Raw genomic sequence first — 21,510 nt, 5'->3', positions numbered from 1 at the left:
CGGCATAAAACATATCCGCGGCTTTTCCCTTCTGCCCGGGCAGCATGGGCCATAATCCGATATTTCCCGTTTGTTCCTCCGTGCCGTGAAATGCCAGAAAATGGCAATGCCAGGCCAATCGTTGCAGGGGGTAATTGTCTTTAAACATGGAGAGGGCTTCCAGAAACGCCGCTTTTATCTCATCGGTCATTTTCAGGGTTTGGCAGGCTTTCGCCGCAAAATCTGCGTTGAGAAAAAAGACTCCGTCCGGAACAAATGATTTTTCCGAGAGAGCCCAGTTTTGCCGCCAAGCCGCGCCCGCTTCATCATTCAATCCAAGCGCCGCAAGAACTTTGTTTAAATCATGATGCATCTTATTTCTCCAGGCCGCGCGACGTCATTTTTCCATGCGCGTCATTATTTTCCTGGCAAGTGTAGTGTTTTTTTTCCGCCTTTCCGGCAGGAATTGCCCTTCCTTGAACGGCGGATTTTATTTCGTCACGGGATGGACGCCGCCGCGCCTTTTCTGGTTGCACCTCCGCTACACAACCGTTTTTTTCGCATCCCGGTTCAATTGCCGAATGCGTTCGCCAAGCAGATCGTATTCTTCCCGCAAAGATTCAATGCGTTCCGCGAGGTAACGATCAATCCACACGGGCGCGATGAATCCGGCCAACGCCCTGCGGACATCCTCCGCGGCCGCTTCGGCGGCGGCCATTTGCCGTCCGATATTTTCCATATATCTGGCCATAAAAGAGGAGGGAAAGCGGCGCCGGTCCCCGGAGAGCGTTATGATTACATGGCGCAAAACCCGGATGCCCTGCCAGGCATTATTCCGGGCTTCGCTCAATGTCTTTAAGAAATTTCTGGCCCGGACAACCGCCCGACCGCCGGCCAGCCGGAGTAATTCCCGCCGGCAGGATTCAATGCCGCCGCGCGGGGGTTTCCCGTCGTGCAAAATCACGCCAACGTTAAATGCTGAATCCAGCGCGCCTTCAATCGGCTCATTTTGACAGGCCCCCGTCCAATAGCGGCTCCAGGCCGTGGCAATCACACCCGCAAAACCATAACGAACGGCGACTTCCGCCCATGCCATGGCATTGGCCTCGCGCCGCGCGATATTTGGCAAATCGGCGTCAACGCCATCGGCGCCCTTGTATGCCGTCCCCCCCCACAAGCTCATATTGTTCCTGACAAATCGCTCTATGATCTTACGGCTGAAATGATGTTTTGTCGTGTCGGGATGCTCGCCATACCCCCAGACAACCAGGTCGGATTTCCGCGCCAACCGCTTGAGAGCGCGGGAATCCCAATCGCGCATCATGTCGTGCCAAAGCAATGGCCTGATTTTAAGTTTATTAAGCTTGTCCAACAGCGGTTCAACATGCCGCAAATAGAGTTTTCCTTTGCCGTGCCGCGCAATATACCGCTTCGTATCCGGATGCGTCCCAAACGCCCAGACCTCATCTCCGCCCAGATGAAAACGTTTTACGTTCGGCATAAGTTTCAAGACGTCTTCCATCATATTTTCAACCAAATCGCGCGCGCCGGGCGCAAGCGGATTCAAAGCCGAATCTTCGCGGGGGGTCTCGCGCAAAGCGGCGTATTCCGGAAAATGCAGAGGTGTTTCCATATGCCCGAGACACTGCACCAGCGGAATGATTTCCATCCCCGCCTCCTCCGCCGCTTTAACAAATTTTTTAACAATGTCCGGAGAATACGCGGTTTCGCTTTGAAAGCGCGCGTCTATCGTCCAGGGAAAAGAATCCTCCCACTCCACCAGGATGGCGTTATATCGCGCGGCGGCAAAAATTCCGGGCAATTTTATCAGCCGGGCGGGAGTCGGCGGAACCCCCTTCAAGTCCAGGTGAACACATCTCCGTGCTATTAGCGGCCGCCGGGCCGCGAACAAATTGCCGGATGGCGCCGGCGCGCGATCTCTCCTCTTCATGCGATATTTCCTTTCCTATCGGCCTTATACATCAATCGCTCGGTGATGTCGCGGCGGTTCCGCAGGGCTTTAGGAACATCTCCCTGCAATTACCTGGCCCGGCTGCGCGTCCAGAACGCCTTGACACTGCTGCAAAATTCGCATCTGGCAACAACTGAAATAATGGCGCACTGCGGCTACCTGGATGCCGCATATTTTTCCCGCCTCATCCGTTCCGTGACCGGTTATTCTCCCAGACAATTACGCGCCCATGCTGACGATTAATCGGGCTGGGAACCGAATATGTTGCAATGACAGATCGGCGGGGGGAAGGATTTGGTCCTCAATCAAGACCGGGCCGCCGCGTCCCGATCATATGCCGTTAATGACCAAGGAGGGCGGAGCGCCGTTTATACTTTTGATGTCGTCCCTCGGCACACCGTTGACTTTGGGCAGAAGGGTGTAATCAATGTTGGTAACGATTAGATCATCCAGATAACAATTGGTAGTGCCTCCGTAAACGCAGAAACCGCTAAAAGCATTCAGATTGCTCGTAAAATTAACGTAAGGGGAAATGGCCACAAGGTCGGTGTCATTGGTCCATGCCTTAAGACTCCAGGTATGATTCCGATAACACAAGTTGACCTGGATTTTGGTGAAATAATTGTTGGTGATCGGGATGGCGGTGCCGTCGCCTTTTGATGTAACCACGCTCCAGTTTGTTCCATTGGCCACGACAAAATATCCGTTGCTGTTGACCAGAAACTGAGCCGCCGGATAAGCCACGTTGGGAGATGTCAGAGAGGGATAAACGCTTGAAGTCCACAACTGGGGCTGCACGAACATTTCCAGCCTGACAACCCGCTCGCTCGTGCTGACAAACCTGCTTTCCAGCGTGTCACCGATGGCCACCTCGGCCGCCTGGGACCCGCTGTTAACATGAACGTTTTGAACAACCGAAGTCTGCGGAGGCAAATTAGTGTCATAAACGCCGGGGCTGGAATACCATCCATTTGTGCCGTCAATTAAAAAGGTGCCATTAACATAGGGCGGGTCTTCAAAGTCGCATGACCACGGGAGGCTGTTGCTGGACGGAGCGGGATCGGCAAAAACCGTTGTTGCCAGCGGCAATAACAAAAACAGAAAACACGCCCGCGGCAACCCCGTTAAACCGAACGTTTGCGCCAATCTTGAGAAAAATATGTGCCTATTCATATCACTTGAACGTCCCAACAGAGTCTGCCGTTTACATTAAATTAAGCCGCCAAAAGGCGGCAACTGTTATTTTTCGCATGTAGGGGGCGTGCTTGTCGCGCCCCTTCAGAGGGCTTCGACGAGCGAAGCCCCTACAAAAAATAGACAACATTGAAATTCCTATACGTTTAATTAACAAAACTATACACAAAAAACAACTTTTTGCAACAAAAAAGAAAAATAAATAAAATAGCCCCCGCAAACGGCGGTAAAGACAGGCCGTCCGCCGAGACTATCCGGCCTTTCCCGCGCCGTTTTCCCGCATTGGCTACTTCTGCCAGAGACCCAGCGCGGGATTGGAAATGAAATAAAATTCGCCGGCCGCCGATTTATAATGGCCGTCGCGGAGTTTTTCCGGCTTGTATTTCTCCAAACATTCCCGCAAATCGGCGTAATGGAAACCGACGGATTCTATTTCCTGCCGGGAAAGGCCACCCGAGGCGTAAACAATCTTGAAACGTCCTTCGCTTGAACCGTGGATTAAATGGGCGGCGGCGCCCAGATTACGGCGCAAATCCTCGTTCTCATTCACCGCCTTCAAGACAGCCGGGGTGCCGCGGTAACCGTACTTGCGGATCAAGCGGTCGTTCACCGCCGCCTCGCCGAATTCCACCAAGCCCGGCGCGATAATCAGCAATTCCCCGCCGTCGGCAATGGCCATGCGCGTCCGGTAAATGGCCTTGTTGCCCAGCCAGGTGCTTTTAAATTCCGAGGGATCAAGATAGACAACGACTTTTTTGAACGGCTTGACCTTGAAAATATTAACCTGCCGGCTGAGCTGCGCCGCCGGCAGATAGCATCCGCGGCCTTCGGAGGCAAAAATTCCCCGGGTTGCCATGCCGCCATCCTCGTCATTCGCCCGCACCGTAAGAATATACCAAAGCGGAAGCCCCGCCAAAAAACGGTCCTCGGCTTCATTCAGGAATTTCCGCACCGGGTTGTCAATGTGCCCCATGAGTTTTTCCATATTGCAGACCGCGCCCAGGAAATGGCTTTTGTTAATCGTGTCCGGCCCGGCGCAACCGACCAGCAGATTTTTGTTGCCGCCGGCCATGCCCGCGACCTCGTGCGGCACTACCTGGCCGATGGAAATAATGGCGTCATATTTGCCGTCCGTAATCCGCCGCGCCAGCTCAATCCGGACGGGATAATCCGCTTTTCCGCCGCTCAGACCGGCAATGAATTCACCGGGGATTTCACCGAGCTGCCGGGTCCCCCCGCGCCAGTCGTGGACATGGAATTGCTTGTGGGGAATGCCCGGAAACATCCGGTCCATTTCAACCTTGGTCATCGGCCGATGCGTGCCGAGCGCGGGCAGGACGTCAATGGCCGCGCTTTCCGAAAGCAATTTGTAAAGGGAAACGGATATTTCCCCGGCGCCCGAGTGAAAACGGGAAAAATCGGGCGGGATCAGCAGGATTTTACCGGCTCCGGCGGGAAGAATCTCTGCAAAATTTTTAAGGAATTCCTCTATCTCCGCAGACGTGATTTTATCCCGGGCCCCGCCATGTTTGAGAACAGTTGTCATTATATTTGGCTCAATAAATGCAATTCTTAATAATTTCCGGATAAATGTCAAGAAATCCGTCCGTTTTGGCCGCATTAAAAAAAACTTGTTTGCCGCGCCGGCTTTGTATAATGTCCGGTTTATTCATCCAACTTATAAGGAGAACCGGCTTGCATGAAAAAAGTGTTAATTCCCACCAAACTGGAAGGCATCGCCCGGGAAATACTGGAAAAGCACGGCGGTTATCAGGTCGTTCAGGATGACAAAACCGGCATCGCGGAACTGGCCGGTAAGCATCCGGACTGCCATGCCCTCATCGTGCGCAGCGAGAAAATAACCCCGGCCCTGATAAATCAACTGCCGGCCCTGAAAGCGATCGTGCGCGCCGGGAGCGGTTACGACACGATTGACATCAAATATGCGCGCAAGAAAAAAATTGACGTGCTCAACACCCCCGGCGCCAACGCCAACGCCGTGGCCGAAGAAGTGATCGCGCTCATGCTGGCCGACGCGCGCCACATCATTCCCGCCGACATCAGCGCCCGCGCCGGCAAATGGGAAAAGAAAAAATTCATGGGCCGGGAGCTGACCGGCAAGACCATCGGCATCGTGGGCCTCGGCAACATCGGCCAACTGGTCGCCAAACGCCTGGCCGGCTTTGAAGTCAGACTGCTCGGTTTTGACCCCATGATCTCGCAGGAAAAGGCCGATGCCATCGGGGTGGAACTGGTTGACCTGCCTGGTCTGTTTTCCGCCGCGGACTATATCACCCTGCATATACCGGAAAACAAGGAAACAAAAGGAATGATCAACCGCAACCTCCTGGCCGGGATGAAGGAGGGCGCCACCCTGGTTAACTGCGCCCGCGCCGGCATCATTGACGAGGACGCCCTGCGCAAGATCAAAACCGAAAAGAAAGTGAGATTTCTGAACGACGTCTACAAAAAGGACGAGGAAGGCCCGAAAAGCGCGGCGGACATCGCCGACATCATGCTGCCGCACCTGGGGGCAAGCACGGTTGAAGCCAACACCAACGCCGCCCGCCGGGCCGCCGAAGAACTGATTGAGCTGGACGAGGAAGGCATCACGACTTTTGTCGTCAACCGCGAGGTGCCCGAGGGCCTGGACGAGGCTTACGGCAAACTGGCCTATACCCTCACCAAGCTCTGCCGCCGCCTGGTCGGGGCCGATACCAAGCTGAAAACCATTGAGACTTCCTTTTACGGTTCGTTGCAGCCTTTCGGCGACTGGCTCATGATCCCGATCGTTTCCGCGCTCGGCAACGCGATTGACGAGCGCCCGAACGATTATAAAGAAGCCCTGCAGCACCTGAAGGAAATGGGGATCGCGGTCAACAACCGCAAAACCGACCCCAGCAAGGGATTTGAAAATTCAATCACCATTGACCTTACCGCCAGCCTTGATTCCGGCCACCTGCGCCGGGTCAGCGTGCGCGGCACTGTAACCGAGGGCATCCTGATGATCGCCAGGATCAATGACTTTGACAAACTTTATTTTGAGCCGAAGGGGCCTACGGTTTTCTTCATCTACGAGGACCGCCCCGGCGTGCTCGGCCAGATCGGCTCCATGCTGGCCGCCGCCAACATCAACATTGAAGACGTGCGCAACCCGCACCACCAGAAGGCCAACCAATCGCTGGTCATCATGCGCGTCAACCAGCCGGTGCCGGAACAACTGATGGGCGAAATTGCCGGAAACATAAAAGCGCTGGCTTCGTATTATTATGATTTCGGCGGGTAAGGATGTGGAAAGGAGATCATAAAAAAAATGCATGAGATCAAAACGCCGCGCGAACTGGTAAACTTTATCCAAAAGGAAAAAATAGAGGCGGTTGACCTGCGCTTCATGGATTTTCCGGGACTCTGGCAGCATTTTTCGGTGCCGGCCAGGGAAATAAAAGAAGACACATTTGAAAAAGGCCTCGGTTTTGACGGCTCCAGCATCCGCGGCTGGCGGGCCATTAACGAATCGGACATGCTCGTAAAACCCGACCCGGAGACCGCCTTTATTGACCCCTTTTTCTCCGCCAAAACACTGGTCATGATCTGCAATATCTGCGACCCGGTAACCGGCGAGGATTATACCCGCGACCCGCGCAATATCGCCCGCAAAACAGAGCATTATCTCAAACGCACCGGCCTGGCCGACACCGCCTATTTCGGACCGGAAGCGGAGTTCTTCATTTTTGACGGCGCGCGTTTTGACCAGAATGAACACGAGGGCTATTACCATATAGATTCGCGCGAAGGACAATGGACAAGCGGACGCGACGAAAACCCCAACCTGGCCTACAAAATCCGCTACAAGGAAGGCTACTTCCCCGTGCCGCCCACCGACAGCCTTCAGAATATCAGGAGCGAGATCATGCTCACCCTGGAAAACATCGGCGTGCCGATTGAAGCCCAGCACCACGAAGTGGCCACCGGCGGCCAGTGCGAAATTGACATGCGTTTCGCCCCCCTTGTCAAAATGGCCGACAACACCCTCAAACACAAATACGTCATCAAGAACGTGGCCAGGAAACATAATAAAACCGCCACCTTCATGCCGAAACCGCTCTTCAGCGACAACGGCAGCGGAATGCACGTTCATCTGTCGCTGTGGAAAAACGACAAAAATCTATTTGCCGGAGAAGGTTATGCCGGCATGTCGGAAATGGCCATGTTCGCCATCGGCGGCATCCTGAAACACGCCCCGGCCCTGCTGGCCTTCACCAGCCCGACCACCAACAGTTACAAGCGGCTTGTCCCGGGTTTTGAGGCGCCGGTCAATCTGGCGTATTCGCGGCGCAACCGCAGCGCGGCCATCCGCCTCCCGATGTATTCGCCCTCCTCCAGAACAAAGCGGGTTGAGTTCCGCTGTCCGGACCCGAGCTGCAACCCCTATCTCGCCTTTTCCGCGATTCTGATGGCGGCCATTGACGGCATCATCAATAAAATTGACCCGGGCGAGCCGCTGGACAAGGATATTTACGACCTGCCGCCCGAAGAATTGTCAAAAGTGCCGCAGGCGCCCGGCTCGCTGCGGGAAGCCCTGATGGCGCTGGAAGAGGATAACTCTTTCCTTCTCCAAAACGACGTGTTCACCCGGGACGTGATTGAAACCTGGATCAACTACAAGATGGAAAAGGAAGTCAAGGCCATGGACCAGCGCCCGCATCCCTGGGAATTCGTGCTCTACTACGATATTTAATCCGGCCGGATTCCGTTTTGACGGGCCGGCAGAGATAATTCTGTTTTTCAAACGCCTTCCGCCGGCCTTGCGCCATGCCGTCCGGTGAAACGCCGGGCCGGACAAACAGCGTCCTGAACGCGCCCGCTTAACCCGCGGCATTTTTTGTTGCCTCCCGCCGGCTTTTTGGTATACGATGCTTGCACTTGCCATGAAACCGGAAGACATACTTGCATTAAAAAATGCGGCGGAACAGGAGCTCAAAAACGCAAAAAACGCGGAAGAGCTTGAAAAAACGCGCGTAAAATATCTGGGGCGCCGCGGGCTTTTGCCGGAAATAATGAAGGAGCTTAAGACCCTCCCGCCCGAATATCGCCCCGCCGCGGGCCGATATTCCAACGAATTCAAAAGCGCCTGCGAAGCGCTTTTCAGTTCCAGACAGAGCGAACTGGCGGCGGAAAAAGGCCCGGATCAGAAAGATGCCTTTGACCCCACCCTGCCCGGACAGTGGCGGAACGTCGGATCCATCCACCCCATCACCGCCATCATCATGGAGGCGGCGGACATTTTTTCATCGCTCGGGTTCACGATTGCCGACGGCCCCGATATTGAAACCGAGTATTATAACTTTGACGCGCTCAATATGCCCGCCGACCATCCTTCGCGCGACACGCAGGACACCTTCTGGCTGGCCGAGAAAATCCTGCTCCGCACCCAGACTTCCCCGGTCCAAATCCGCGTGATGGAGCGCCAGCCGCCGCCCGTGCGCATCATCGCCCCGGGGCGGTGTTACCGCCGCGACACGACCGACGCCACGCACAGCGCCAATTTCCACCAGATTGAAGGTCTTTACGTTGACCGGAACGTTTCCCTGGCGGATTTGAAAAGCGACCTGGCCTACTTCGCCAGGCGCATGATGGGACCGAACGTGAAGGTGAGATTCCGGCCGCATTTTTTCCCGTTCACCGAGCCGAGCGTTGAATATGATTTCTCATGCCATCTCTGCGGCGGCAAGGGGTGCCGCATCTGCAAACAGAGCGGCTGGATTGAAATTTCAGGAGCCGGCATGGTCAATCCCAAGGTTTTTCAAAAGGTCGGGTACGACCCGGAAACAACAACCGGTTACGCTTTCGGCATGGGCGTGGAACGGATCGCCATGATTAAATTCGGCATTCCCGATATACGCATGCTCTATGAAAATGATATCCGCTTCCTGAGCCAATTGGAACTATGAAAATCCCCCTGAGTTGGTTGAGAGATTATGTTGACTTTGAGGCCGACGCCGAAACTCTGGCCGCGCGCCTGACTTCCGCCGGTCTTGAGGTGGAAGGCATTGAAACCCGGGGCGGTGTGCCGGAAAATATCATCGTCGGCGAAATCACCGCCGTTGATCCCCATATCCACGCCAACCACCTGCGCGTCTGCCTGGTGAACAACGGCGCGGAAATTCTCCGCGTTGTTTCGGGCGCCGGCAACTGCAAGGCCGGCGACAAGGTTCCCCTGGCCGGGATCGGCGCGACCCTTTCCGACGGCACAACCGTCAAAAGCGTAAAAATCCGGGGCGAATTATCGCAGGGTGTATTATGCGCCGAGGACGAACTGGGGCTTTCCGACGACCATTCCGGCCTCATGATTCTGCCGCCGGAGGCGCAAATCGGCCAACCGCTGGCTGAAATTTCAGGTCCGCCCGACCAGGTGCTGACCGTGGAAGTCACCCCCAACCGCCCGGATTTGCTCGGGCTCATCGGCGTCGCACGCGAGGTGGCGGCCATCTTCGGAACGAAACTAAAATGGCCGGACGCCGCTTTGCGGGAGGAAAACCCACCGATTCAAAACAGCATCGCGGTTGCGGTGAAAGACAGCGCGGATTGCCCGCGTTATACCGCCCGCCTCCTGCTAAACGCCGCGGTTGGCCCAAGCCCCTTCTGGCTGCGCCGCCGGCTGGCGGCGGCCGGAATCAAAGCCATCAACAATATTGTGGACGTTACCAACTATGTCCTGCTGGAGTGCGGCCAACCCCTGCACGCCTTTGATTTCCAGACGCTCTCCGGCGGAAAAATCATCGTCCGCCGCGCCGGCGAAGGCGAAACCATCATTGCCCTGGACGGCCTTGAGTATAAGCTTGACCCGCAAATTCTGGTCATTGCCGATGAACACGGCCCGGTCGCAATTGCCGGCGTCATGGGCGGGAAAAAAAGCGGCATCAGGCCGGAAACCACCGCCGTCCTGCTGGAAAGCGCCTGCTTCCGGCCGCCGCTCATCCGGAATTCATCCAAACGGCTCGGGCTTGCGACTGAATCATCTTACCGGTTTGAACGGGGCGTGGACGCCAGCCTGGCTGATTTTGCCAGCCGGCGGGCCTGCGCGCTCATAGCGCAAATCGCCGGCGCAAAAACGGCAAAGGGCATGCTGGATTGTTTCCCCCGCCGGCCGGCCGAAAGAAAAATAATCTGCCGTTATAGCCGCGTTTCCGGACTGTTGGGCGCGCCGATACCCCCGGAACGCATTACCGCGATTTTCAACGCGCTGGACATCCCGGTTGTTGACGAACAGAAAACGCAGTGCGCCGTGGCGGTGAAAGCTTTCCGCCCGGACCTGGAATCCGAGGCGGACCTGATTGAGGAAATCGCCCGTATCCACGGACTGGACAAAATCCCATGCGCGGCCCCGCGCTGCCAGCTGGCCGCCGGCGCCGATGACCGGCCCATCCGGGCGCAATTCCGCTGCCGCCAGCTGCTCGCCGCGCTCGGCCTGCGGGAAATCGCCAATTACAGCTTTGTCTCCGAAAAACTGCTCAATATGTTTGATTCCTCGCCCGCCGCAAACCGGATAAACATTCCGCGGCCGGTCAACGCCGAACACACGCTCCTGCGCGATTCGTTGTTGCCCCAGATGGCCGAAACGCTCGGACGGAACAGATCGCGGCAGATTGAGGAGGCGGCCTTTTTTGAAATCGCCCGCGTTTTTATGAAAAAAGATGCCGGCCGTTTCCATGAAGAAACCAGAACCGCCGTGGGCATCATGGGCGCCGCGGGACGGCATGCCCTGCACAAACGCCCCGGCCTTACCGAGGCGGAAGTGTTCGCATGGCTCAAGGGAATTTTGCATAATTTTTGCGGCAAACTCCTGGGCAAAGCCAGTCCGGCTTATGCCGAAAATAACGGCGCCCCGCCGGGGCTGGCGCTGCATGAATTCAACAACAGGATCACGGACGGCTTTTACGCCGCCTGCCTCAAGCCGGACCGCGGCATGCTGATCAGCATGGACGGCGTCCCCTGCGGCGTCATGGGACTATTAAAGGACGAAATCCGCCGTGAATGGCGCATCCTGGAACCGGTCGGACTGATGGAATTTGCGCTCAATCCATTCCTGAAAAATGCCTTCCGGACCCCGGCCGTTCAAACCCTTCCGGTTTATCCATCCCTGAAAAGGGACATAGCCCTGCGGGCGCCTCTCTTTATGCGGCACGCCGACATCATAAAAACAATCAGAAAAAATGCCCCAAAAGAATTGACATCTATCGTTCTGTTTGATATATATACGGGTAAGGAAATAGGCGCCGGCTTTAAAAGCATGGCCTATAGCCTTACCTATCAGTCAGCGGAGCGGACATTGACGGATATGGAAGCCAACCGGCTTCACGATTCCGTCAAAAAACGGCTCAAAGATGAGTTAAAGGTGGAAATACGGGAAGGGTAATTCAGAGAGTATGAACGGAGCACTTGCATCTGGTTTCTTGAGAATATGGAATTATGGCGCGGGATTGCGCAGGCAACCTGCTTTATTAGATTGCGGAAATGCTGGATCGGCGCAAAATCCGCGGGCCAATCAACGGCATCTGCGGCCAAAACCAATGCGGGAAACATTCTCCCGTCACGAGAAATGTTTCCAGCTTTTGTGAAAGCCCTGCTGCCGTTTTCCAGGCTGTTCTTTCACAGATAAATAAAAAGACTCCGTTTGAAAAATGCCCTGCCTGATACGTGGTTTCGGACCTACCATCTGACCCATTAATTGAGTCAAGGGAGTTTGAATCAAATGGCGCCCAGCCGCCCCTCTCCGGGGAACTGGAAACCATTTGCTAAAACACCCACCTTGTTTGTTCGGAACAGAGAGTGGCTACGACACGGTTAGGCGGGGTATTTTTTATGGAATTGTTCGCTGATAATAAAAACGAAGCCGCTTCCAACCCGCCCCTGGCGGCGCGCATGCGGCCGCGCTCCCTGGAAGAAATCGCCGGCCAGGAACACTTGATCGCGCCCGGAAAGCTTTTGCACCGGGCGATTGAATCCGACCGGATCGGCAGCATCATCCTCTACGGCCCCCCCGGCTGCGGAAAAACCTCCCTGGCCGAGGTAATTGCCCTGAAAACCAGCCGGCGCTTTGAAAAAGCCAGCGGCGTGCTGGCCAACGTCGCCGCCCTGCGCGAAATACTGGAAACGGCCTTTCAGCGCCGCAAACGCGACGGCGCGGAAACCATTCTTTTCATTGACGAAATCCATCACTTCAACAAGTCCCAGCAGGATATCCTTCTGCCTTACGTGGAAGAAGGCAATATCATTCTGATCGGCGCGACCACTCACAATCCCTTTTTTTTCATCAACAGCCCGCTCACGTCCCGTTCACAGATTTTTGAGCTGGAAGCTCTCCCGGAAAGCGCGATCTCCCGGCTGTTACAGCGCGCGCTCACGGAGGAGCGCGGCTTGGGAAACATGCCCGTTGACCTGGATAACGACGCCCTGCACCATCTGGCAAAAGCGTGCGAGGGCGACGCCCGCCGGGCGCTGAACGCCCTGGAAATCGCGGTCTTGACCACTCCCGCCGGAAAAAACAAGCGCATCCATATCACCCGCCGGACCACGGAAGACTCCATCCAGAAAAAAGCGGTCGTTTACGACCGGGACGACGACGGTCATTACAACACCATTTCCGCCTTCATAAAAAGCGTGCGCGGTTCTGATCCCGACGCCGCCGTCTATTGGCTTGCCAAAATGCTCTATGCCGGCGAAGACCCCCGTTTCATCGCGCGCCGGCTCATCATACTCGCTTCCGAAGATATCGGCAACGCCGACCCGCGGGCTTTAAACATCGCCGTCTCCGCGAAAGAAGCCGTGGAATTCATCGGCATGCCGGAAGCGCGCATTATCCTGGCGCAGGCCGTAACCTATCTGGCATGCGCCCCGAAAAGCAACGCTTCCTACCTGGCGGTTGAAAAGGCCCTGGCCGACGTCAAGGAAGGCCGGACCCTCGCCGTGCCGAAGCCGCTGCGCGGCTCCGGTTACAAGGGCGCCAAACGGCTCGGCCACACCGGCTATAAATACGCCCACGATTATGACGGACATTTTGTTGACCAGGAGTATATGCCCTCCGCCGCCGTCTACTACGAGCCGACGCGGCAGGGATACGAGGACACCATCGCGCAACGGCTGGATTACTGGCGAAAAAAATCAGCGGATAAAAAAGACAACGGACATCAGGCCGCCGCCGGACAGCAGGCAAAAAAACCTGAAAACTGAAACCGGCGGCCGGCCCAAACGCATATGGACGAAAGACAGAGAATCAGAGCGGAGATCCGCGCCGCGCGGCAGGAGCTGGACGAAGTCTTCATTGAAACCGCCAGCGCGGCCGCGCAAAAACTGGCCCTGGCCCTCCCCGAATGGCGCCGGGCAAAAAACACCTGTTGTTACCTGGCCGCGCCGGCGGAAATCCAGACCGGCGCCATCATAAAAAAATGCCGGGCGGAAAATAAAACGCTTTTTGTGCCCGCTTTTTCCAAACCCCTGCGGCAATATGCCCCCGCCCTCCTGGAGGACAATGACAAGACCCGCCCGGGCCGTTTTAAAATCCACGAACCGCTGAAGCCGAAATGGATCGGGGATGCGCAAATAGACCTGGTTTTCGTGCCGGGACTGGCCTTTGACTGCCGGGGCGGACGCCTCGGGCACGGCGGCGGATATTACGACAATCTCCTCCTCCAGCCCCAGTTCCGCCCGGCCTGTAAAATCGGCCTGGCCTTTGATTTTCAAATATACGGCCGCCTGTCCCTGCGCCCCGGGGATGTGCGGATGGATATGGTCGTCACGGAATCTAAAATATATCGTTGTTGCGGCCGCGGCGGCCAAGCGGCCGGCGAGTGAAGAATAAAGACGGAAAATCATCGTCTTTTCCGGAAACACGCGCGCAAAAAAAGGAAGCCCGCCCCCGCCGGGGCCGGATTGAATGGCATGAATGCGGGCCAGGACCATTTACATGAGTAAACACAAAACTATAGAACAGAGGTAAACATGATGACAGAATGGTGGATGGGCGCATTAGTGGTGTTGCTGGCGGCAACCCTGGGTTATTACCTGCGTTTTATTATCGGCCGTTATACGGCCAAAGCGGCGGAACACGAGGCAAAACATTTACTGGAAAACGCCCGGCGCGATGCCGATTCCATTCGCCAGCAGGCCGACCTGCAGGCGAAGGCGGTTATGCTGAAAGTCCGGGATGAATTTGAAAGCGAAATAAAACTCCGCCGCCAGGAAATGGCCGCCGTTGAAGAACGGGTGGCGCAGCGCGAGCTCAATCTGGACCGGAAAGTGGCCATGATTGACAAGAAATACCAGAACATTGAGGAAAAACAGGCGGAAATAGAAAAAAAAGAAACGGAAATCGGCAAGCAACGCGAGGAATATGCCGCCCTGGTCAAAAACGAGCGCGAAAAACTTCAACGAATCGCGGGCATGACCCAGGAAGAAGCGCGCCATAAGTTGATCGCGCGCACCGAGGAGGAAATCCGCAGCGAAACCGGCATGCTGATCCGCCGTCTGCAGGAGGAGGCCAAGGAATCCGCCGAACGCGAGTCCAAAAAAATCATCGCCATGGCCATTCAACGCTACGGATCGGGACATGCCAGCGAGATTATGACCAGCACCGTCAACCTGCCGAGCGAGGATATGAAGGGCAGAATCATCGGCCGCGAAGGACGCAATATCCGCGCGCTGGAATCAACCACCGGAGTTGACCTGCTCGTGGATGACGCGCCGGAAACCGTCGTGATTTCCGCCTTTGATCCCCTCCGGCGCGAAATAGCCAGGCAGTCGCTTGAAAAACTGATCGCCGACGGCCGCATCCACCCGGCCCGCATTGAGGAAGTGGTCGCCAAGGTCAGGGAGGAAATGGACGAAACCATCCGTTCCGCGGGCGAAGAGGCGGTTTTCGCGGCGGGGCTGCAGGGCTTGAACCCCGAACTGGTCCGCGCCATCGGACGGCTTAAATTCCGCAGCAGTTATTCTCAAAACGTCCTGATCCATTCCATTGAAGTCGCCAACATCATGGGCATCATGGCCGGCGAACTCGGGCTGGATATTGCGCTCGCCAAAAGAATTGGACTGCTCCATGACATCGGCAAAGCGCTGGACAGCGAGGTTGAAGGCAATCATGCCGTCATCGGCGCCGACTTCCTCCGCCGCCATAACGAACAGCAGACCCTCTTAAACGCGGTGGCGGCGCACCACAACGACGTCGCTCCGGAAAGCATCTATGCCCACCTCTGCTCGGCCGCCGACGCAATATCCGCGGCCCGGCCAGGCGCGCGCTCCGAGACCACTCTGAACTACGTGAAACGGCTGGAACAGCTTGAGGCCGTCGCCGCCGGGTTTGACGGCGTTGAAAAAAGCTATGCCATCCAGGCCGGCCGCGAAGTGCGCGTGCTCGTCATTCCGGAAAAGATTGATGATGCCGCCGCCATGCATCTGGCGCGCGATATCAGCAAAAAAATTGAACAGGACCTCCAATATCCGGGACAAATAAAAGTAACCGTTATCCGCGAAAAACGATTCATTGAATACGCGCGGTGAAAGAAAGGCACAAAGGCTGAAAACATCTGATACATGAGTTAATTGCAAAAATCATCGCGCCAGCGGTGTGGCGCTCCTACAATCTTGATTTTCCTGAGAAATGTAGGAGGCTCGCCCCGACGAGCCGATTTTTCCTGGAGTTTTGCAACTGACTCACCTGGTTTTGCGCCTGAATGGAAATATGAACGCCGATAAACGCAAAATATACCGGGTGGCCGAACTGACGCGCCTCATTAAAATCATCCTTGAAAACGAAGTCGGCGAATTGTGGGTGGAAGGCGAGATTTCCAACCTGCGCCGGCCGGCCTCCGGCCACTGGTATTTCACGCTCAAGGACGAAAATTCGCAAGTCGCCGCCGTCATGTTCCGCGGCAGCCAGGCGGAGGCCAGGTGCGAATTGAAGGACGGCATACAGGCCCGGCTTTTCGGCCGGATCAGCGTTTATGAAAAAAGCGGGCAATACCAGATCATTGCCCGCCGCGCGGAACCGGCCGGGGACGGCGCGCTCCAGGCCGCGTTTGAAGCGCTGAAGAAAAAACTCGCCGGCGAGGGACTTTTTGACCAAAGCCGCAAAAAACCAATTCCGCTCCTGCCCCGGCATATCGGCGTCGTAACCTCCCCCTCCGGGGCGGCCATTCATGACATTCTGAACATCATCGCGCGCCGGTTTTCCAACCTGCATGTCGCGCTTTTCCCGGTCCGGGTGCAGGGCGAAGGGGCCGCCGCCGAAATCGCGGCGGCGATTGACTTTTTCAACGCGCAGGGCGAGATGGACGTCCTCATAGTCGGACGCGGCGGGGGAAGCCTGGAGGACCTCCGGGCATTCAACGAGGAAATGACGGCGCGGGCTGTGGCGCGTTCATCCATCCCGGTCATTTCGGCGGTCGGACACGAAACCGATTTCACCATTTGCGATTTTGCCGCCGATTTGCGGGCGCCCACCCCGTCGGCCGCGGCCGAACTGGTGATCGGACGCAAGGCGGATTTTGAGGCCGCCCTGGACAACCTTTCCCGCCGCCTTCAGCGAACCGCGCGCGAACACGCGCAGATTCTCAGGGCCAGGCTCTCCGCCGCCGGAAACAGTTACGTGTTCCGCGAACCAGGCAATATCGCCCGGCAAATGCATGAACGGCTGGCCCATATCGCCAGCCGGCTTGAGCACGCCCTGCGGAACACTTTGCGGGAAAAACTGCAGACCGTGGATGAATTCAATCTGCGCCTCGGCCATGCCGCCGTTGACCTGGCCCGGGCGCGCAAAGCCGGCTTGCAGCGCCTAGAAACCCTGATGAAAAGCATGAACCCGCTCGCCGTGCTTGAGCGGGGCTACAGCATAACCTGCCTGCCAAACGGACGCATCCTGAAATCGGCCGCGCAAACGCGCCCCGGCGAAAGGCTCACCACGCGTCTGGCCGGGGGAATCGTGGAATCCGACGTCGCCGCCTGCCGTTTGGATGGATCCAACCCGGATGATTGACATTGCGCGCAAACAATGAGAGGTAGAGAGGTAAAATAATGAGCAAAAAAACCGAAAAAGAATTGAGTTTTGACAAGTCCCTCGCGCAGTTGGAGGAAATCGTGCAGAACATGGAAAGCGGGTCGCTCTCCCTTGAAAAAATGATGGAGCAATACGAAAAAGGCATGCGCCTGATTTCATTCTGCTCCGCCAGGTTGAACGAGGTTGAGAAAAAGATTGAGATCATGGTCAAAAAAGGCGATAAAATAGAGGCCGAGCCGTTTACCGCGGAGGCAGGAAAGGAGTCGGGAACTGATAACTGATAGCGGAGCGGCAAGAATAGTATTTGACATGGCCCGGTTATTTTTTATCATTTGGGCATTACACGACATCTTATTTTTATGCCGGAAAAGCTACGAACTCCATTATACGAAGAACATCTCCGCCTGGCCGCGCGCATGGTGCCGTTTGCCGGCTGGGAAATGCCCCTGCTCTACCGCGGCATAATCCCCGAACATCTTCATACCCGCGAAAAAGTTTCCATCTTTGACATCTGCCATATGGGCGAATTTGAGGTCAGCGGCCCTTCCGCCGAAGCTGACCTTGAAAAACTCCTGACCCAGTCCGTCGCGGCAATCGCGGAGGGCGCCTGCGCTTACGGGTACCTTCTGGCCGAAGACGGCGGAACGCTGGATGATCTGATCTGCTACCGGTTCGGCGGCGGAAAATTCTGGCTGGTGGTCAATGCCGCCACCGCCGCGGCCGACGCGGTCTGGATAAAAAGCCGTCTTTCCCCGACGACCGTTTTCAGCGACTTGTCCGCCGCGACCGCCAAACTGGACATCCAGGGGCCGGGAGCGCGGGAGGCCGTGGAAAGCGCTCTGGGGCGCAAACTGCCGGACCTTGAATATTTTCATTTCTGCGCGATTGAAATCGCCGGCGCCGCCGGACTGCTCAGCCGCACGGGTTACACGGGCGAGTTCGGCTACGAACTGTATTTCCCCGCAGACCGGGCGGCGGCTTTTTGGAAAAAGCTGATTGCGCCCGGCGTTATCCTGCCGGCCGGACTCGGCGCGCGCGACACCCTGCGCGTTGAGATGGGCTTTTCGCTCTACGGCCATGAACTGAGCCGTAAAACCACTCCGGCCGGCGCCGCGCGCGGCAGGTTCATTGACCTGAACAAGAACTTCACCGGCAAAGAAGCCGTCCTGCGCGATCTTGAAAACCCAGCCGCCGGGAAACTTGTGGGCCTGCGGCTGGAGGGCAGAATGGCGGCGCGGGCGGACGACCTTATCCTGGAAGACGGCCGCGAGGCGGGCAAAGTCACCAGCGGGTTGTTTTCCCCAAGCCTTAACGTGGCCGTCGCGCTCGGTTATGTCCGGCGGCCGGCCGCCGTCATCGGCCGGAAACTGGACATAATCGCGCGCGGCCGGAAACTGCAGGCGGAAATCGTCAAGCTTCCTTTTTACAAAGAGGGCACGGCGCGGCGGTAGAGATAATTTTAGATTTTGGAATTTGGATTTGGGATTTAAAATCGGAAATCGCAAATCAAAAATAGTGAGATACGAATATGAGCGGAATGACCTATCATGCCGGCAGTCCGGATGACGATCGGGCCATGCTGGCCGAGTTAAAACTGAAATCCTTTGACGGCCTGTTTGCCGGAATCCCATCCGGCCTCCAGACCGATAATTTTAATCTGTCGCCAGGCCTCCCCGAGATGGAAATGACCCGGCGCCTGGCTTCTCTGGCCGGGATGAACTCAACCCACCTTGTAAATTTTTGCGGGGGAGGATTTTATGACCACTTTATCCCGGCCGCCGTGGACGCGCTCGCCGGCCGCGCCGAGTTTTACACCGCCTATACGCCCTACCAGCCGGAGGTTTCCCAGGGAACCCTGCAGGCCATTTATGAATACCAGACCTGTATGACCCGCCTGACGGAAATGGAAGTTTCCAACGCCTCCCTCTACGACGGCGGCACGGCGCTTTTTGAAGCCATCATGATGGCCTTCCGCATCACCCGCCGCAGACGGGTGCTCATTGACGGCGGCGTCAACCCGATTTACCGCGCCATGCTCAAATGCTATTCCGCCAACCTTGACTTTGAATTCATTGAAACGCCGGCGCGCGGCGGCCGGGCGGACCGGCCGGCCATCAAAAAACTGCTGACCGCGGAAACGGCCGCCCTCATCCTGCAAAACCCCAATTTTTTCGGAGGCCTGGACGATTATTCCGACCTTATCGCGGAGGCGCACGCCGCCGGAGCGCTCGGCATCGTGTCGGTTTATCCCGTGGCGCTCGGAATTATCAAGACGCCGGGCGCGATGGGCGCGGATATCGTAACGGGTGAAGCCCAATGCCTCGGCCTGCCGCTTTCCTTCGGCGGCCCTTACCTCGGCTTCATGACAACCCTTAAAAAACACGTTCACAAAATGCCGGGACGCCTGGTCGGGGCCGCCCGGGATGCACAAGGCCGGCGCGGATTCGCGCTTACGCTGCAGGCGCGCGAACAGCACATCCGGCGTGAAAAAGCCACTTCCAATATCTGCAGCAACGAAGCGCTTTGCGCTCTGCGGGCGCTGATTTATCTTACGCTCCTCGGCAAGGGCGGCCTGGCGGAACTGGCCGAATCGTGCGCGGCGAACGCCGCCTATGCCTGGCAAAAACTCACCGCCATCCCCGGCGTAAAACCGGCTTTTGACCGCCATTATTTCTTCAACGAATTTACGCTCTCGCTCCCCGGCAACGCCGCCGACGCCGTCAGCGCCCTGATTGACCGCGGGTTCGCCGCCGGCTTCCCGCTCGCGCGGTATTATCCGGACATGGAAAATGAATTGCTGATGGCTTTTACCGAAAAACGGACAAAAGAGGAAATTGACACGTTTGCCGCCGCGCTGGAGGCGGCGTTATGAAACTTATATTTGAAAAAAGCGTCAAAGGGCGGCGCGCCGTCCGGTTTCCGCGGCCGGCGGGCGGCGAAAAACTGATCAACGCAAAATTACTGCGCGCCCGCCCGGCGGAATTGCCGGAATTGCCGGAAAGCGAAGTGGTGCGGCACTTCACCAACCTTTCGCGGATGAATTTTTCGGTTGACACTAATTTTTACCCGCTGGGCTCCTGCACCATGAAGCATAACCCGAAAGCCTGCGAACTGGCGGCCGCCCTGCCGGGTTTTGCCCATATTCATCCGCTCTGGCCGCAATTGCGGCACGGCGGCCTGCTTACCCAGGGCGCCCTGCGCCTGCTCTATGAAACCGAACGGCTCCTTTCCGAAATCACCGGCATGGCGGAGTTCACCCTGCAACCCCTGGCCGGCGCGCATGGCGAACTGACCGGCAGCATGCTGATCGCCGCCTACCACCGCGACCGCGGCAACAAAAAAACGCGAATCATCATTCCGGATTCGGCCCACGGCACCAACCCGGCCAGCGCCGCCCTCGCGGGCTTTTCGGTGGTTACGATCCCCTCCAACCGCCGCGGAACCGTTGACCCGGGCGAACTCAGAAAGGCGGTCAATGACCAGACCGCCGGCATGATGCTGACCAATCCGAATACGCTCGGCCTCTTTGAACCCGACGTGCGCGAAATCGCCGCCATTATCCACAGCGTGGACGGCCTCATGTACTACGACGGTGCCAATTTCAACGCGGTCATCGGCCGCTGCAAGCCCGCCGAAATGGGATTTGACATCTGCCATCTGAATCTGCACAAAACTTTTTCCACGCCGCACGGCGGCGGCGGCCCCGGCGCCGGCCCGGTGGGCGTGGTTGAAAAACTGCGCCAATACCTGCCGATTTCGCGCGTTGTCAAAAACCGGGACGGAATGTTCAGCCTTGACTATGACTACCCGAAAAGCATCGGATACGTGGCGCCTTTTTACGGCAACTTCGGCGTGCTGGTCCGCGCTTACGCCTATTGCCTGATGCTGGGGCGCGAAGGACTGCGCGCGGCAAGCAATCACGCCGTGCTCAACGCCAATTATGTGCTCGCCAAACTGCGCGATTGCTTCCCGCCGGATTATGACGGCCCCTGCCTGCACGAGTGCGTGCTCAGCGCCCGGCGCTTCGCCGAAAACGGAATCCGCGCCCTGGATATCGCCAAGGGCCTCATTGACCTCGGCATCCATCCGCCCACCGTTTATTTTCCGCTCATCGTCCCCGAGGCGATGATGATTGAGCCCACCGAGACCGAAACGCGCGAAACACTGGATGAATTCATCGCCGCCATGCGCGCCCTGGCCGAGACCGCCCGCAAAAAACCGGCCGAACTCAAAACCGCTCCCGGCAACGCCCCGATCGGACGGTTGGACGAGGTCGCCGCCGCGCGCAATATGGACTTGGTTTTTCAGGGTTGAA

Annotated in this window: 16 protein-coding genes and 1 other RNA gene; 13 read left to right on the top strand and 4 right to left on the bottom strand. The window is 56.9% G+C overall.

What is annotated here, in order from left to right:
* The 4 genes from PHP98_02385 to PHP98_02370 all read right to left on the bottom strand — a co-directional run.
* A partial coding sequence (locus PHP98_02385; protein ID MDD5482490.1) for a hypothetical protein occupies window positions 1–352 on the bottom strand: 352 nt, incomplete at its 3' end.
* A 168-nt stretch (window positions 353–520) separates the two neighbouring features.
* Window positions 521–1,930, bottom strand: coding sequence for a family 20 glycosylhydrolase (locus PHP98_02380; protein ID MDD5482489.1), 1,410 nt, complete (start codon window positions 1,928–1,930; stop codon window positions 521–523).
* A gap of 351 nt (window positions 1,931–2,281) precedes the next feature.
* On the bottom strand, window positions 2,282–3,124 hold the full coding sequence (locus PHP98_02375; GenBank protein MDD5482488.1) for a hypothetical protein: 843 nt from the start codon (window positions 3,122–3,124) through the stop codon (window positions 2,282–2,284).
* A gap of 307 nt (window positions 3,125–3,431) precedes the next feature.
* Window positions 3,432–4,691: a lactate racemase domain-containing protein gene (locus tag PHP98_02370; GenBank protein ID MDD5482487.1), complete on the bottom strand. Its 1,260-nt coding sequence runs from the start codon at window positions 4,689–4,691 to the stop codon at window positions 3,432–3,434.
* Window positions 4,692–4,844: 153 nt separating this feature from the next.
* Between PHP98_02370 and PHP98_02365 the strand changes: the two genes are divergently transcribed.
* The 13 genes from PHP98_02365 (at window position 4,845) to gcvPB (ending at window position 21,509) form a co-directional block, all read left to right on the top strand.
* Complete coding sequence (locus PHP98_02365) at window positions 4,845–6,431, top strand: NAD(P)-dependent oxidoreductase (protein ID MDD5482486.1); 1,587 nt, start codon at window positions 4,845–4,847, stop codon at window positions 6,429–6,431.
* 27 nt (window positions 6,432–6,458) lie between these two features.
* Window positions 6,459–7,883 (top strand): type I glutamate--ammonia ligase, encoded by a 1,425-nt coding sequence (gene glnA / locus PHP98_02360; protein ID MDD5482485.1) that lies wholly within the window; start codon window positions 6,459–6,461, stop codon window positions 7,881–7,883.
* A 190-nt stretch (window positions 7,884–8,073) separates the two neighbouring features.
* Window positions 8,074–9,096, top strand: a complete 1,023-nt coding sequence (locus tag PHP98_02355) for a phenylalanine--tRNA ligase subunit alpha (GenBank protein MDD5482484.1) — start codon at window positions 8,074–8,076, stop codon at window positions 9,094–9,096.
* The gene (gene pheT / locus PHP98_02350; protein ID MDD5482483.1) at window positions 9,093–11,561 is read left to right on the top strand and encodes a phenylalanine--tRNA ligase subunit beta; all 2,469 of its coding nucleotides are present in this window, start codon (window positions 9,093–9,095) and stop codon (window positions 11,559–11,561) included. Before PHP98_02355 ends, pheT begins: the two co-directional genes overlap by 4 nt.
* Before the next feature lie 264 nt (window positions 11,562–11,825).
* A non-coding RNA gene (gene ssrS / locus PHP98_02345) (6S RNA) lies at window positions 11,826–12,004 on the top strand.
* A 3-nt stretch (window positions 12,005–12,007) separates the two neighbouring features.
* Window positions 12,008–13,375 carry a replication-associated recombination protein A gene (locus tag PHP98_02340; GenBank protein ID MDD5482482.1) on the top strand — a complete coding sequence of 456 codons (1,368 nt, stop codon included), beginning with the start codon at window positions 12,008–12,010 and terminating at the stop codon, window positions 13,373–13,375.
* A 24-nt stretch (window positions 13,376–13,399) separates the two neighbouring features.
* Window positions 13,400–13,996: a 5-formyltetrahydrofolate cyclo-ligase gene (locus PHP98_02335; protein MDD5482481.1), complete on the top strand. Its 597-nt coding sequence runs from the start codon at window positions 13,400–13,402 to the stop codon at window positions 13,994–13,996.
* 147 nt (window positions 13,997–14,143) lie between these two features.
* Window positions 14,144–15,700, top strand: coding sequence for a ribonuclease Y (rny, locus tag PHP98_02330; GenBank protein ID MDD5482480.1), 1,557 nt, complete (start codon window positions 14,144–14,146; stop codon window positions 15,698–15,700).
* A 181-nt stretch (window positions 15,701–15,881) separates the two neighbouring features.
* The gene (xseA, locus tag PHP98_02325) at window positions 15,882–17,174 is read left to right on the top strand and encodes an exodeoxyribonuclease VII large subunit (protein MDD5482479.1); all 1,293 of its coding nucleotides are present in this window, start codon (window positions 15,882–15,884) and stop codon (window positions 17,172–17,174) included.
* 38 nt (window positions 17,175–17,212) lie between these two features.
* Window positions 17,213–17,476, top strand: coding sequence for an exodeoxyribonuclease VII small subunit (gene xseB, locus PHP98_02320; protein MDD5482478.1), 264 nt, complete (start codon window positions 17,213–17,215; stop codon window positions 17,474–17,476).
* A 78-nt stretch (window positions 17,477–17,554) separates the two neighbouring features.
* Window positions 17,555–18,646 carry a glycine cleavage system aminomethyltransferase GcvT gene (gene gcvT / locus PHP98_02315; GenBank protein ID MDD5482477.1) on the top strand — a complete coding sequence of 364 codons (1,092 nt, stop codon included), beginning with the start codon at window positions 17,555–17,557 and terminating at the stop codon, window positions 18,644–18,646.
* An 86-nt stretch (window positions 18,647–18,732) separates the two neighbouring features.
* Entirely contained in the window at window positions 18,733–20,067 is a 1,335-nt protein-coding gene (gcvPA, locus tag PHP98_02310; GenBank protein ID MDD5482476.1) for an aminomethyl-transferring glycine dehydrogenase subunit GcvPA, read from the top strand.
* Window positions 20,064–21,509 carry an aminomethyl-transferring glycine dehydrogenase subunit GcvPB gene (gene gcvPB / locus PHP98_02305; GenBank protein ID MDD5482475.1) on the top strand — a complete coding sequence of 482 codons (1,446 nt, stop codon included), beginning with the start codon at window positions 20,064–20,066 and terminating at the stop codon, window positions 21,507–21,509. Before gcvPA ends, gcvPB begins: the two co-directional genes overlap by 4 nt.
* The last annotated feature ends 1 nt before the right edge of the window (window position 21,510 follow it).

Source organism: Kiritimatiellia bacterium, assembly GCA_028715905.1.
Classification (GTDB): domain Bacteria; phylum Verrucomicrobiota; class Kiritimatiellia; order JAAZAB01; family JAAZAB01; genus JAQUQV01.
This window is presented reverse-complemented; position numbering and strand designations above follow the sequence as displayed.

What these genes read in the sequence shown, in the direction of transcription:
- PHP98_02380 (MDD5482489.1), bottom strand. Translation starts at nt 1,930, where the DNA reads ATGAAGAGGAGAGATCGCGCGCCGGCGCCATCCGGCAATTTGTTCGCG.
- PHP98_02375 (MDD5482488.1), bottom strand. Translation starts at nt 3,124, where the DNA reads ATGAATAGGCACATATTTTTCTCAAGATTGGCGCAAACGTTCGGTTTA.
- PHP98_02370 (MDD5482487.1), bottom strand. Translation starts at nt 4,691, where the DNA reads ATGACAACTGTTCTCAAACATGGCGGGGCCCGGGATAAAATCACGTCT.
- PHP98_02365 (MDD5482486.1), top strand. Translation starts at nt 4,845, where the DNA reads ATGAAAAAAGTGTTAATTCCCACCAAACTGGAAGGCATCGCCCGGGAA.
- glnA (MDD5482485.1), top strand. Translation starts at nt 6,459, where the DNA reads ATGCATGAGATCAAAACGCCGCGCGAACTGGTAAACTTTATCCAAAAG.
- PHP98_02355 (MDD5482484.1), top strand. Translation starts at nt 8,074, where the DNA reads ATGAAACCGGAAGACATACTTGCATTAAAAAATGCGGCGGAACAGGAG.
- pheT (MDD5482483.1), top strand. Translation starts at nt 9,093, where the DNA reads ATGAAAATCCCCCTGAGTTGGTTGAGAGATTATGTTGACTTTGAGGCC.
- PHP98_02340 (MDD5482482.1), top strand. Translation starts at nt 12,008, where the DNA reads ATGGAATTGTTCGCTGATAATAAAAACGAAGCCGCTTCCAACCCGCCC.
- PHP98_02335 (MDD5482481.1), top strand. Translation starts at nt 13,400, where the DNA reads ATGGACGAAAGACAGAGAATCAGAGCGGAGATCCGCGCCGCGCGGCAG.
- rny (MDD5482480.1), top strand. Translation starts at nt 14,144, where the DNA reads ATGATGACAGAATGGTGGATGGGCGCATTAGTGGTGTTGCTGGCGGCA.
- xseA (MDD5482479.1), top strand. Translation starts at nt 15,882, where the DNA reads ATGAACGCCGATAAACGCAAAATATACCGGGTGGCCGAACTGACGCGC.
- xseB (MDD5482478.1), top strand. Translation starts at nt 17,213, where the DNA reads ATGAGCAAAAAAACCGAAAAAGAATTGAGTTTTGACAAGTCCCTCGCG.
- gcvT (MDD5482477.1), top strand. Translation starts at nt 17,555, where the DNA reads ATGCCGGAAAAGCTACGAACTCCATTATACGAAGAACATCTCCGCCTG.
- gcvPA (MDD5482476.1), top strand. Translation starts at nt 18,733, where the DNA reads ATGACCTATCATGCCGGCAGTCCGGATGACGATCGGGCCATGCTGGCC.
- gcvPB (MDD5482475.1), top strand. Translation starts at nt 20,064, where the DNA reads ATGAAACTTATATTTGAAAAAAGCGTCAAAGGGCGGCGCGCCGTCCGG.